The organism is Motiliproteus coralliicola (assembly GCF_003345655.1).
In the GTDB taxonomy this organism is placed as follows: domain Bacteria; phylum Pseudomonadota; class Gammaproteobacteria; order Pseudomonadales; family Balneatricaceae; genus Motiliproteus; species Motiliproteus coralliicola.
Genome location: NZ_QQOH01000001.1, coordinates 882,088 through 894,357, shown reverse-complemented (window position 1 = coordinate 894,357; position 12,270 = coordinate 882,088). Strand labels below are relative to the sequence as shown.

Below are 12,270 nucleotides of genomic sequence, written 5' to 3'. Positions count from 1 at the left end.
TTGCTGTGTTGGTGGGCTATCGGATCTCAGGCACTGATTTGGCAGGTTTCCGGGGTGCGCAGGTTGTCGAGCTTGGCAATGCCCAGCTTAAAGCGAGATAGGCCAAACCAGCGCAGATCGCCGGTATCGTCGACGATCATTAGTGAGGCGTTGCGTAGCTCGCGAACACGGTAGGTTTTACCTTGGGTAAGAATGTCTTCGAAACTGTCGTTGGTTTTGCATGTGGCGATCATCGTCAGATCCTTTTGTTGGAATTGTTGAGCTGCAGGTTACAGATCAACTAATACCAGAACCGTGCCAATAATCTTCAAGCACAATAAAACAATAGCCTACATGTATTATTTAAGGTTGAATCCAATTGTGTGTCTGACATTCTGGACAGTTTTTTGTAGAGCGGCTGTCTGAAATGTCAGACAGTTGGGCAGCGCAATGGCGATTTAAAGCTGATGCTTGCGCATCTTCTCGTAGAGGCTGGCCCGTGAGATTCCCAACTCTCGGGCGGCTTGAGAGCGATTGTTATCACAGTGCCGAAGCGCATGTCGGATCGCCTCGCGTTCGGCTCGCGCCATCTGTTGCTCCAGGGGGGGGGTGTCGGTGTTAGCGGAGGCGGAATCGTTGCTTTTCAACAGGGTCTGGCTACTGCCGGGTAAGAAGTTGCTGAGCAGTCTGGGTGACACCTCGCCTTGCTCTGCAAACAGCAATAGCCGCTCGATAACATTGCGTAGCTCGCGGATATTGCCAGGCCAGTGGTAGGCGGCTAGGGCTCGGTGTAGCCAGTTGTGAGGCTGCAATTCGGCAACGCCAAGCTGTTCGGCCAGGTGCTGACCGATAGCTTGTAACAGCGCCGGTATATCTTCGGGGCGCTCGCGTAGCGGGGGGAGTTCCAGAGGCAGTACATTGAGTCGGTAGTAGAGGTCAGGGCGAAAGGTTCCCTCGGCTACCAGTTGCTCCAGATTCCGGCTGGTGGCGGCGATCACGCGAACATCGACATCGATGACACGATTGCCGCCGAGCCGCTCGATCTGCCTTTCCTGTAGCGCCCGTAGCAGTTTGCTCTGGGCCATGGTGCTCATCTCGCCGATCTCGTCGAGAAACAGAGTCCCAGATTGGGCCTGTTCAAACTTGCCGATTCGTCCTTTGGGGTCGGCGCCGGTATAGGCCCCGGCTTCAGCGCCAAACAGTTCCGCTTCAATCAGGGATTCGGGCAGGGCGGCGGTGTTGATGCTGACAAAGGGAGCTTCGGCCCTGGCGGATGCGTGATGGATCGCCTGGGCGACCAGTTCCTTCCCGGTTCCAGTCTCACCCAGCAGCAAGACGGTACTGTCCAGCGGGGCGACTCGCAGAGCCTGCTGCCGCAGCGCCAGCATCGCCGGGCTGGAGCCGATCAGGTCGGCAAAGCTGTAACGGGTCTGGCTTGGTGGGTTGTCGCTTTGTACGTTGGGGAGTTGCAGGCGACTGTACTTGTCGACGACCGGCCGGAGCTGGGCCAGCTTATCGAAGAAGACCAGCCCCAGCGCACCGCTGATGTTGCCGTCCTGATCCCGTAACGGCAGCCGGGTAACCACCAGCCAATGTTGGCGAAAGCGCATCAGATCCAGTAGCTGCGGTTGGCCGGTATCGATCACCTGGCGCATCAGACTGTTGGGGATCAGGGCCTCGGCTTCAAGGCCGTAGGGATCGAAATCGTCGGCAAGCTCCAGTAATTGGCGATATTTATTGCTGATCCAACGAATCCGACAATCTTTATCGACCAGCAACGAACCTTCACAACTACTGTCGAGCAGTTGCAACAGGGCGAGACTGTGGGGCTCTTTCGGGTCCAGCAGCAGGCCAGGGTTCGATAGGTTGGAGCCGCTCATTGGTTAAGTCCATCTTCATGGTGGCGCCTTGGGGACGTGACCGAACAAGTCCGATGTCCCCGTTGCTTAAAGGTGTCGTTAATCTAGCGCTGTGATCGCCGCAACGGCAAGGGTTTTCGACTTTTGCAGCCATTTTCGCTATAACGTGCTGCCTGAGTTTCATCCTTATCCCATCAGCCTTGCTGATCGAGCCCCAAGAGATTTTCTATGACTGAGCCTGTCCGTTTAACTGCCTACAGCCATGGTGCCGGCTGTGGCTGCAAGATCGCGCCGAATGTGCTGGAAACCATTCTGGCTACCCAGTTGCAGCTCCCAGATGATGAACGTCTGTTGGTAGGGAATAGCTCCAAGGATGATGCGGCCGTTTATGCGCTGGATAACGGTCAGGCGGTTATCAGTACCACCGACTTCTTTATGCCGATCGTGGACGATCCGTTTGATTTTGGTCGGATTGCCGCAACCAATGCGATCTCGGATATCTACGCCATGGGAGGCACGCCCGCGATGGCCATCGCGATTCTGGGCTGGCCCATCAATCTGCTGGGGCCGGAGATCGCGGCCAAGGTGGTCGACGGCGGTCGCCAGGCCTGTGCTGAAGCGGGCATTTTGTTGGCAGGCGGACATAGCATCGACGCGCCAGAACCGATCTTCGGATTGGCGGTTACCGGCTTGGTCGACCAAGACAAGATCAAGCGAAACGATACCGCCAAGGCGGGAAGTCGTCTGTATCTGACCAAGCCGCTAGGGGTTGGCATCCTGTCGACGGCACAGAAGCAGGGAAAATTGGCGGATGAAGATGCGCCTATCGCGCGGGACTCCATGTGCCGGCTGAACCGGATCGGTGCGGATCTGGCCAAGATCGAAGGTGTCAGTGCGATGACCGATGTGACCGGCTTCGCTTTGCTGGGGCATCTGCTTGAAATGTGCGAGGGCAGTGGCTTGCGTGCTGAGCTCGAACTGGATCGGATTCCGCTGTTGCCGAAGGTTGCCGATTATCTCGAGCAGGGCTGTGTCCCGGGAGGAACCGGACGAAATTTTGCCAGCTACGGTCACAAGGTTGCACCGCTGAGTGAGCAGCAGAAGGCCATTCTGTGTGATCCGCAGACCAGTGGCGGACTGCTGGTGGCGGTCGATGAGGCCGATGAGGCTTTGGTCCAGCAGCTGTTGCGTGACAACGGCTTCAGCGCCGAGCCCATCGGTCAATTGCTGGAGCAGCAGTCGTCGCAACCGCTGGTTTCGCTGGTGGAACGCCCATGACTCAGCGGCCAGATACGGACGACTACGCGGCGATCTTATTGGCGGATAGTCCGTTGATCGATACCCGGGCGCCGATCGAGTACGCCAAGGGTGGGTTGCCCAACAGTATCAACCTGCCACTGATGTCCGATGAGGAGCGTGAAAAGGTCGGCACCTGCTACAAGCAGCAGGGGCAGCAAAAAGCGATCGAGTTAGGCCATCAGTTGGTCAGTGGTGAGCTGAAGCAGCAACGGGTCAAGGCTTGGACCGATTTTGCCCAACGCCATCCCGAGGGTTATATCTATTGCTTTCGCGGCGGTTTGCGTTCGAACACCTCTCGCCAGTGGATGCGGGATGTCGGGGTCGATTACCCGCTGATCAAGGGCGGCTATAAGGCGGTCCGTCGCTATCTGATCGATCTGATTGATCAGCAGGCGGCTGAACATCCCTGGCTGATACTCAGTGGTCGGACCGGCACCGGTAAGACCCGGGTGCTGGATCGGATTGAGGCCTGCATCGATCTGGAGGGTTTGGCCAATCACCGCGGCTCCAGTTTCGGTCGCCGGGTCAAGCCGCAGCCTACGCAGATCGATTTTGAGAACGCCTTGGGCGTGGCAATGCTGAAAAAGCTACAGCAGGACCAGGGGCCCTGGATGCTGGAGGATGAGAGTCGTTTGATCGGACGACTCTCGCTGCCGCTGAGCCTGCACGAAGCGATGGGGCAGGCACCGATCGTCGTGCTGGAAGAGCCGATGGCGTTGCGGATCGAGCAGGTTCGTGCCGATTATGTCGAGGATCTTTGCGCTGAGTACGTCAGCCATTACGGCGAGCAGGCAGGCTTTCAATCCTATGCGGATTACATGTTGCAAAGCTTACATCGGGTTCGCAAACGGTTGGGGTTGGAGCGTCACGAACAGATTCGGGCCTTGATGCAGCAGGCCTTGGATCAGCATCGGCAGCATCAGGATATCTCGCTGCATGATCAATGGATCGAAGCGATGTTGAGCCAATACTACGACCCGATGTACGACTATCAGCTATCCAAAAAGCAAGAGCGGGTACTGTTCCGCGGTAACCAACAGCAGGTCATCGATTGGTTTGCGGATTATCGGCGGCAGCACAGCTAATCATCCAGAATCTCTTCCCGGTGGTAGCAGCGCTGGATTGATGTCGGACAGTGGCTTGGGGAAAACAGCTTGGTGATAGCGGCTTAGCGCTCGCTATCACCGGTTTCGGGCTGGTAAGAGTCCGGCCAGAAGCGTTGTACCACCTCGCTGCTCTGTGACAGCGCATGGCAGCTGTTGATCAATCGTCCCGCCGCTGCCGGTCTGGAGCTGTTGCCTTCGCGTTTTCGTCTGGCGGTGCCGGTGGCTTGAAAAGCCGTGGTGGCGATCGGGCCGAGCAGTTCGGTCAGGTGGGTGCAGCCCTGGCTTCCGGCGAACAGCTCCTTCAGCATCCGATTCCAACCGGGCTTGATCTGCTTGCCTTCCAGCATCTTGAGCCGGGAGGCGATTGACGGACAGATGTTGAAGGGGGAGTCGTCGATCACCGCTTCGACACCATGGATGTTGAAATCCAGGTCCATTGTCAGCCGAATGCTCATGTTGTGGATCGGCTCGCCGGCCTTAATTTGTCCGCCGCGATCCTGATTGTCGATGTCATAGGTTTTGATATCGGTCATCCGGCCTTCGATATCGAACAACCCATCTTCCCGCTCAAAGCCATGGCATTCAACGTGGCGGGTATGAAGATGCTTGCGGGGTTGCGAGGGAGGTAATGGCATCGGCTGGGCTCACACTAAATCCTGGAGCGACCAGTTTAGCAGTCCATGCAGGATCTGACATCTGTCTAGATTCTGCAGCTCGTGCAACTTTGGTTACCACTGGTCGTGGTGAATCAGTGACTGCAGATCGGCGCGTGGCAGCCAGCCTGCTTTTTCCAGCTCCGGCTTTTCGTGAAAATCGCTGACGTAGCCGATGCACAGATAGGCGATCGGCATGATCTCGTCGGGAATGCCCAGGGCTTGGCGTACGGTATCGTGATGAATGATGCTGACCCAGCCGACTCCAAGGTTTTCCGCTCTTGCGGCTAGCCACAGGTTCTGCACGGCGCAGACTGCGCTGTAGAGATCCATCTCGGGATTGGCGGTCCGACCGATGACGGTGGGGCCGGTGCGTTGGCGATCACAGGTGATGCAGATCCCCAGTGGTGACTCCAGAATGCCTTCCAGCTTGAGTCCCCGGTAGGTCTCCCGACGTTCGGCGTCGAACATCTGCGCCGCTTCGGCATGGGCTACCTCAAAGCCGACCTTGATCTTTTCTCTGACGGCCAGGTCCTCCACCAGAATAAAGTCCCAGGGCTGCATGAATCCTACGCTGGGGGCGTGATGTGCGGCTTCCAGCACGCGCATCAATACATCCTGGGGGATCGGATCCGGCTTGAACTCACGGCGTACATCGCGGCGGTTGTGAAGCACCTTGTAGAAAGCATCGCGTTCGGATTCGGAGATTTGAATAGACTGCATGGCTGGATCACTTATCTCGGTTATGGGGTTTAGGGGTTTGTTGGGCGCCATCAAAGGGTAGTGATGGCGCCGTTTACACTGGTATCGGTTGTCGTGCTCTGCAAGGTCGCTGGAAGCTCTGCCAGGGCTAGGTCGAGTCGTTGCCAGTCACCAGGATGGTTCGGCAGCCCAAAGCGGACCAGTTGTTCTGTCTCGAACAACCGCAGCAGGATGCCTCGCGTGGCAAAGTGTTGAAACAGCACGGTTGCATGGGGGCTGCTGAGGGTCTGGAATAGCTCGGTTCCTCGCAGGTTTCTGGCGTCGAAATACTGACCCAGTAACCGTTGTAACCGCTGGCTCTGTTGGCTGAGGTGCTGACGGGTCTTCTGTTGCCAACTCTCGTCCAGAAAGGCTTGGCGGCAGGCTTCCCGGGTCGGGCCGCTAAGAGGCCAGGGGCCAAGCTTCTCGGCCAGCGGCTTCAGCAGTGACTGGTCAGCAAAGACGAATCCGGCCCGGATGCCGGCCAGGCCGAAAAATTTACCGACCGATCGAAGCACGATCAGACCCGGCTGAGGGCAATGATCGAGCAGGCTGTTCTCGGGTTGGGGGTCGATAAAGGCCTCGTCGACGATAAGCCAGCCTCCCCGACGGGCCAGCGTCGCATGCCATTTCAGCAATTGCTGGGTGGAAAAACGTTCCCCGGTGGGATTGTTGGGATTGATCAATACCAATACATCGAGCCGATCGATCAACTGACTAATCTGGTCGGTGGCTAAAGGGGTTAGCTGATGGCCGGCTTGTTGCCAGTTGTAGCGATGCTCCTCGTAGCCGATAAGCGGAAAGCCGACCCGGCAGTGTGGACGTAGATAGGGGAGCGACTGGATCGCTGCTTGGCTGCCGGCTACCGGCAGCAGGGAGTCGCAGCCATAGTAGGTTGCCGCCGCTGTTTCGAGGCCGTCTTCCTGCTCGGGCAGGCGCTGCCAGCACGCCGTCGGTAGCGAAGGTACCTGCCAGCCTTGGGGGTTGATGCCGGTGGAGAGGTCTATCCATTGGGATTCCTCGATACCGAACTGCTTCGCCGCGCGCTTCAGGCGCCCACCGTGAGCTAGCATGGTTGGATGTCGAGCAGCAGGGCGCGGGCGTTAATCTGGCGCGCGGCGTCGTTGGATAAAAGCGTATGGATCGGGGCCATTCAAGCTCTCGCTTTATGGCTCACAGGGCAGGGCGACCGGTCAGAGGCTTGGGCCCTGATCGGTGTGTTATTCCTGGCTTCTCCACCCGAGTGAGCCGATTCATGGAAGTTACCAGCAGGCCGGTCTCCGGACTTATGACCCGACGCTCTTCGCGCCTGGGCGACATCCTTCCCGCCGGGATGACCAGCAGTGGTTACGTTGTCGCCGTTTAGATCAATTACCGTTGCGGGGGCAGTGTGGGAGTAGTTCAGCCAAGGCAGTCTACGATCTGATTCGTTGACGCTGGGCCGTCGCACCCACTTCCCGTTTCACTCGGTTGCAAATATCAGCAACCAGAGCACCTGAGGTAAAGTGCGCACACCTTATCGCCTTGGCTAGAGCATGGCAAGCGGTAGGAGCACGAGGAAACAAAAAACGGGGCCTAAGCCCCGTTTTAAATCAAGCAATTAGCATATATCAATATTAGATAGCTTTAGCTTGGTCGACTGCATTGCCGATGTAGTTTTGCGGCGTCAGATCACGAATTGCCTGCTTGGCTTCTTCCGGGAGCTCAAGCGGTTCGACGAAGTCAGCCAGGATCTCTTTGGTGATGGTCTGGCCGCGGGTCAGTGCCTTGAGCTTCTCATAGGGCTCGTCGATGCCGTAACGGCGCATAATGGTCTGAATCGGTTCCGCCAGGACTTCCCAGCTGTTCTCCAGATCTTCATCCAGACGCTCGGCGTTAACTTGCAGCTTGCTGATCCCTTTCAGGGTGGCCTGGTAAGCGATCAGGCTCTGGCCGAAACCAACACCAAGGTTGCGAAGCACAGTGGAGTCGGTCAGGTCACGCTGCCAGCGAGAGATCGGTAGCTTGCTCGCCAGGTGAGCCATGATGGCATTGGCGATACCGAGGTTGCCTTCGGAGTTCTCGAAGTCGATCGGGTTGACCTTATGGGGCATGGTGGAGGAGCCAACTTCGCCGGCGATGGTGCGCTGCTTGAAGTAACCCAGGGAGATGTAACCCCACACATCACGGTCAAAGTCGATCAGGATGGTGTTGAAGCGGGCGACGGCGTCGAACAGTTCGGCGATGTAGTCGTGGGGCTCGATCTGGGTGGTGTAAGGGTTCCAGGTCAGACCCAGGCTGGTAACAAACTGCTCGGCATTGGCCTGCCAGTCAACTTCGGGGTAAGCGGAAAGGTGCGCGTTGTAGTTACCCACGGCGCCGTTGATCTTGCCCAGCAGCTCAACCGCTTTGATCTGCTCTAACTGACGACGCAGGCGAGCAACCACGTTAGCCATCTCTTTGCCCAGGGTGCTGGGAGAGGCGGTTTGGCCGTGAGTGCGAGACAGCATCGGCTGATCGGCAAAGTCAACCGCCAGCTTGGCAATGGCATCAATCACTTGCTGCATCTGGGGTACGACTACTTCGTCGCGGGCGGCTCGTAGCATCAATGCATGGGACTGGTTGTTGATGTCTTCAGAGGTGCAGGCAAAGTGGACGAACTCGCTGACCGCTTCGAGTTCACTGTTGCCCTTAAAGCTTTCCTTGATGAAGTACTCAACCGCTTTCACATCGTGGTTGGTGGTTGCTTCAATCTCTTTGACCCGTAACGCGTCGGTTTCGTTGAAGTTTGCAACGATGCCGTCGAGTACAGCATTGGCTGCGTCTGAGAATGGCGGAACCTCAACAATTTGAGGGTGATTTGCCAGCTGTTGTAGCCAGCGGATCTCAACCTCAACGCGGAAGCGAATAAGGCCGAATTCGCTGACAAAAGGACGCAGGGCGGCGGTTTTGCTGCCGTAGCGGCCATCAACCGGTGAAAGGGCGGTAAGGGCTGAAAGCTCCATTGAGACACTCTCTTGCATTGATGAAAAAAATGGGTTGTGAATTATACATGATGGTCCTGCGCAAAGGCAGTCGCGCAGCTAAAGAAAGCTATGGAACTGATGCTCCGGACAAGCTTGGGCAGTAAACGATGGTTGGGTGTTATGGCTGGTTGCTTGGATTTGCAGGCAAAAAAAAGCCTTGCAGAGCAAGGCTAGTGTGGCTACCGGGAACTTCCTGTATCAGGAGTCGATTCTCGGCGCAGGCTCGTCGTCTTCATCCGGACGGATGTTGATGGCGTGGGTGCCTTTGGGCCCCGGTGTGGTTTCAAAACAGACCGGTTGTCCGGCCTTCAGTGTCTTGTAACCATCCATCTGGATTGCGCTGTAATGCGCAAACAGGTCTTCCTCGCATGAGTCCGAAAGGATGAATCCATAGCCTTTGGCGTTGTTGAACCATTTTACTTTCCCTGAGTACATAGACTTCCTCCCTTGTACAACAAGAACAGTGAATAATCTTTTTCGAACTACTGACTCGGCTTTTCGAAATACTGACCAACCTTTTTGGAATGCCCTGGCGTTCACTCAAAAAAGGATAGACACACAATCAAGGTAGAGCATTTATTAGCAAAAAAAAATAGGAAAAAGGCCTAAAACGTCTGTTTTAATTCTAGCGCAATCCCGCCATTTCTGGGGGCTTGTGTTCCAAATAGGTTCTTTGCTGCAACTGCGCTGCTTTGTCGAGACTGTTTTAGGTATCATATTGATCAGATACCCATTTCAGGTTGCCAAGATGTTTGAGATTTTTGACGATCACGGCGCGGTGCCGGTGGTCTGTAGCCAGGACGAGTTCGAGCAGGAAGGCGGAGTTGCCACTCAGTCCGCCAAACCAGCGCTGAAGCCGCCCTCAATGTATAAGGTAATTTTGCTGAACGATGACTATACCCCGATGGACTTCGTGGTTGATGTGTTGAAGATCTTCTTTAGCATGGATCAGGAGAAGGCCACCCAGGTGATGCTGGCGGTCCATACGCAGGGCAAGGCGGTTTGCGGAGTCTATACTCGAGATGTTGCGGAGACGAAAGCCGCGCAGGTAAACCAATTCGCAAGAGAGAATCAACATCCCTTGTTGTGTGAAGTCGACAAGGCATGATCAGAGGTCAAGAGCGTGCTGAATAAAGAGCTAGAACTGACGTTGAGTCTGGCCTTCCAAGAGGCTCGTGATAAACGTCATGAATTTATGACGGTGGAGCACCTGCTGCTGGCGCTGTTGCGCAACCACTCCGCATTAGAGGTGCTGCAAGCGTGCAGTGTTGATATCGATAAGCTGCGCAGTAGCTTGAGCGCCTTTGTTGAATCCACCACACCGTTGATACCGGTTGAAGACGATGAGCGTGAAACCCAACCCACGCTTGGCTTTCAGCGGGTGCTTCAGCGTGCAGTGTTCCATGTGCAGTCGTCCGGCAAGTCTGAAGTGACCGGGGCAAATGTGCTGGTTGCCATCTTCAGTGAACAAGAGAGCCAGGCTGTCTATAGCCTGAATCAACAGGGGGTGGAGCGGATCGATGTGATCAATTTCATCTCCCATGGTATTCCCAAGGTTCTTGATAGCGACCATCAGCTCGAAGAGGCTGAGCAGGGTGTCGAGGAAGCTGAGGGTAAAGGGGAGAGTAGCCCGCTCAGCCAGTTTGCCGTCAACCTCAACCAGCAGGCCGCCAATGGTAAGATCGACCCGCTGGTGGGTCGGCAGCAGGAGGTGGAGCGCGTTATCCAGATCCTGTCCCGGCGCCGCAAAAATAACCCACTGCTAGTGGGTGAGGCTGGCGTCGGTAAGACCGCTATCGCCGAGGGGTTGGCGAAAATGATCGTCGAGGATGAGGTTCCCGAGGTGATCGCCACCAGTGTGGTCTATTCGCTGGATATGGGAGCGCTGCTGGCTGGTACTAAATACCGGGGCGATTTTGAGAAGCGCTTGAAAGGGCTGCTGGCCGAGGTCAGCAACAAGCCCGGTAGCATCCTGTTTATCGATGAGATTCATACCATTATCGGTGCCGGTGCGGCGTCTGGCGGTGCTATGGATGCCTCCAATCTGTTGAAGCCGCTGCTCAGCTCCGGTGAGTTGCGCTGTATCGGTTCGACCACCTTCCAGGAGTTCCGTGGCATCTTCGAAAAAGATCGCGCCCTGGCTCGTCGGTTCCAGAAGATCGATGTGCTGGAGCCTTCAGTCGACGAAACCTTCCAGATTCTGCAGGGGCTGCAGTCCCGCTTCGAAGAGCATCACCGGCTCAGTTACACCAACGAAGCGTTGCGCGCCGCCTCGGAGTTGGCCGATCGCTATATCAACGACAAGCATATGCCTGACAAGGCGATCGATGTGGTCGATGAGGCGGGGGCTTACCAGCAACTCAAGAGTGAAGATGAGCGTAAGTCGCTGATCGATGTGGCCGAGATAGAGGCGATCGTGGCCAAAATTGCTCGGATTCCGCCCAAGAGTGTGTCGGCTTCGGATAAGGAAGCGCTGTCCAAGCTCGAAGATAATCTCAAGATGGTGGTGTTCGGTCAGGACGGCGCGATCGAGACGCTATCGGCGGCGATCAAGCTGTCGCGGGCCGGTCTGAAAGAGCAGCAGAAGCCAGTCGGTTCCTTCCTGTTCGCCGGGCCTACCGGAGTCGGCAAGACCGAGGTGACTTCTCAGTTGGCCAAGATTCTCGGCATCGAGCTGGTCCGCTTTGATATGTCCGAATATATGGAGCGGCATACCGTGTCGCGCCTGATCGGTGCGCCTCCGGGTTATGTTGGCTACGACCAGGGTGGTCTGCTGACCGAGGCGGTTACCAAGACCCCGCACTGTGTATTGCTGCTCGATGAGATTGAGAAGGCGCATCCGGATGTCTTTAACCTGCTACTGCAGGTGATGGATAACGGTACCTTGACCGACAACAACGGCCGTAAGGCCGACTTCCGCAACGTGATTTTGGTGATGACCACCAACGCGGGTGCTGAGGCGGTCAGTCGTCGTTCGATGGGCTTCACTCATCAGGACCACAGCACCGACGCCATGGAGGCGATCCGCAAGTTGTTCACACCCGAGTTCCGTAACCGTCTGGATGCGATCGTGCAGTTCGGTTCGCTGGATTCCGAAGTGATTAAAGGCGTGGTCGACAAATTCCTGATCCAGTTGCAGGCGCAGTTGGATGATAAGAAGGTTCACCTGATCGTCGATGAGGCGGCGCGAGGCTGGTTGGCCGAGCAGGGCTACGACGAGAAGATGGGTGCTCGCCCGATGGCGCGACTGATACAGGAAGAGATCAAGAAGCCGTTGGCTGAGCAGGTGCTGTTCGGTGAGTTGACCGAAGGGGGAGAGGTGCGTGTGTCTGTTGAAGCGGAAAAACTGAGCTTCAGCTACGAGGCGGCAAAGTCTACCGCCCCGTCAACTGTCTAACGCTTAACGGGCGCGGTAAACGATGCGCCCTTTAGACAGATCGTAAGGCGTCAGTTCTACTTTAACCTTATCGCCCGTCAGGATGCGGATGTAGTGCTTACGCATCTTGCCGGAGATATGGGCAGTAACAACATGACCATTTTCGAGCTCTACACGGAACATTGTGTTCGGTAGGGTGTCGATAATGGTGCCTTCCATTTCAATACTTTCTTCTTTGGCCATTACAGGGCT

General features: G+C 56.3%; 12 protein-coding genes and 1 riboswitch. Of the genes, 4 read left to right on the top strand and 8 right to left on the bottom strand.

What is annotated here, in order from left to right:
- Positions 1-26: 26 nt before the first annotated feature.
- Together DV711_RS04000 and DV711_RS03995 are read right to left on the bottom strand one after the other, a co-directional pair.
- Positions 27-233: a hypothetical protein gene (locus DV711_RS04000; RefSeq protein ID WP_114694344.1), complete on the bottom strand. Its 207-nt coding sequence runs from the start codon at positions 231-233 to the stop codon at positions 27-29.
- 204 nt (positions 234-437) lie between these two features.
- Positions 438-1,859, bottom strand: a complete 1,422-nt coding sequence (locus tag DV711_RS03995; protein ID WP_114694343.1) for a sigma-54 interaction domain-containing protein — start codon at positions 1,857-1,859, stop codon at positions 438-440.
- 207 nt (positions 1,860-2,066) lie between these two features.
- Between DV711_RS03995 and selD the strand changes: the two genes are divergently transcribed.
- Positions 2,067-3,116, top strand: coding sequence for a selenide, water dikinase SelD (selD, locus tag DV711_RS03990; protein WP_114694342.1), 1,050 nt, complete (start codon positions 2,067-2,069; stop codon positions 3,114-3,116).
- The gene (gene mnmH / locus DV711_RS03985) at positions 3,113-4,222 is read left to right on the top strand and encodes a tRNA 2-selenouridine(34) synthase MnmH (protein WP_114694341.1); all 1,110 of its coding nucleotides are present in this window, start codon (positions 3,113-3,115) and stop codon (positions 4,220-4,222) included. Before selD ends, mnmH begins: the two co-directional genes overlap by 4 nt.
- An 83-nt stretch (positions 4,223-4,305) precedes the next feature.
- On the opposite strand, the gene DV711_RS03980 is transcribed toward mnmH, so the two are convergent.
- The 5 genes from DV711_RS03980 to cspD form a co-directional block, all read right to left on the bottom strand.
- Entirely contained in the window at positions 4,306-4,878 is a 573-nt protein-coding gene (locus DV711_RS03980) for a DUF2889 domain-containing protein (RefSeq protein ID WP_114694340.1), read from the bottom strand.
- A gap of 93 nt (positions 4,879-4,971) precedes the next feature.
- Positions 4,972-5,619, bottom strand: coding sequence for a 5,6-dimethylbenzimidazole synthase (bluB, locus tag DV711_RS03975; protein WP_114694339.1), 648 nt, complete (start codon positions 5,617-5,619; stop codon positions 4,972-4,974).
- Between the two features lie 50 nt (positions 5,620-5,669).
- The gene (gene cobD, locus DV711_RS03970; protein WP_114694338.1) at positions 5,670-6,710 is read right to left on the bottom strand and encodes a threonine-phosphate decarboxylase CobD; all 1,041 of its coding nucleotides are present in this window, start codon (positions 6,708-6,710) and stop codon (positions 5,670-5,672) included.
- Positions 6,711-6,891: 181 nt separating this feature from the next.
- A riboswitch (cobalamin riboswitch) is annotated at positions 6,892-7,151 on the bottom strand.
- Positions 7,152-7,253: 102 nt separating this feature from the next.
- Positions 7,254-8,621, bottom strand: a complete 1,368-nt coding sequence (purB, locus tag DV711_RS03965; RefSeq protein ID WP_114694337.1) for an adenylosuccinate lyase — start codon at positions 8,619-8,621, stop codon at positions 7,254-7,256.
- Positions 8,622-8,840: 219 nt separating this feature from the next.
- Positions 8,841-9,077, bottom strand: a complete 237-nt coding sequence (cspD, locus tag DV711_RS03960; RefSeq protein ID WP_114694336.1) for a cold shock domain-containing protein CspD — start codon at positions 9,075-9,077, stop codon at positions 8,841-8,843.
- Between the two features lie 313 nt (positions 9,078-9,390).
- On the opposite strand from cspD, the gene clpS reads away from it, so the two are divergent.
- The gene (gene clpS, locus DV711_RS03955) at positions 9,391-9,750 is read left to right on the top strand and encodes an ATP-dependent Clp protease adapter ClpS (RefSeq protein ID WP_114694909.1); all 360 of its coding nucleotides are present in this window, start codon (positions 9,391-9,393) and stop codon (positions 9,748-9,750) included.
- Positions 9,751-9,765: 15 nt separating this feature from the next.
- Entirely contained in the window at positions 9,766-12,039 is a 2,274-nt protein-coding gene (gene clpA / locus DV711_RS03950) for an ATP-dependent Clp protease ATP-binding subunit ClpA (protein ID WP_114694335.1), read from the top strand.
- 3 nt (positions 12,040-12,042) lie between these two features.
- On the opposite strand, the gene infA is transcribed toward clpA, so the two are convergent.
- Positions 12,043-12,261, bottom strand: a complete 219-nt coding sequence (infA, locus tag DV711_RS03945; protein ID WP_114694334.1) for a translation initiation factor IF-1 — start codon at positions 12,259-12,261, stop codon at positions 12,043-12,045.
- Positions 12,262-12,270: the final 9 nt, after the last annotated feature.

Bases quoted from the DNA above. Each gene is read 5' to 3' on its own strand.
- DV711_RS04000 (WP_114694344.1), bottom strand. From the start codon at position 233: ATGATCGCCACATGCAAAACCAACGACAGTTTCGAAGACATTCTTACC.
- DV711_RS03995 (WP_114694343.1), bottom strand. From the start codon at position 1,859: ATGAGCGGCTCCAACCTATCGAACCCTGGCCTGCTGCTGGACCCGAAA.
- selD (WP_114694342.1), top strand. From the start codon at position 2,067: ATGACTGAGCCTGTCCGTTTAACTGCCTACAGCCATGGTGCCGGCTGT.
- mnmH (WP_114694341.1), top strand. From the start codon at position 3,113: ATGACTCAGCGGCCAGATACGGACGACTACGCGGCGATCTTATTGGCG.
- DV711_RS03980 (WP_114694340.1), bottom strand. From the start codon at position 4,878: ATGCCATTACCTCCCTCGCAACCCCGCAAGCATCTTCATACCCGCCAC.
- bluB (WP_114694339.1), bottom strand. From the start codon at position 5,619: ATGCAGTCTATTCAAATCTCCGAATCCGAACGCGATGCTTTCTACAAG.
- cobD (WP_114694338.1), bottom strand. From the start codon at position 6,710: ATGCTAGCTCACGGTGGGCGCCTGAAGCGCGCGGCGAAGCAGTTCGGT.
- purB (WP_114694337.1), bottom strand. From the start codon at position 8,621: ATGGAGCTTTCAGCCCTTACCGCCCTTTCACCGGTTGATGGCCGCTAC.
- cspD (WP_114694336.1), bottom strand. From the start codon at position 9,077: ATGTACTCAGGGAAAGTAAAATGGTTCAACAACGCCAAAGGCTATGGA.
- clpS (WP_114694909.1), top strand. From the start codon at position 9,391: ATGTTTGAGATTTTTGACGATCACGGCGCGGTGCCGGTGGTCTGTAGC.
- infA (WP_114694334.1), bottom strand. From the start codon at position 12,261: ATGGCCAAAGAAGAAAGTATTGAAATGGAAGGCACCATTATCGACACC.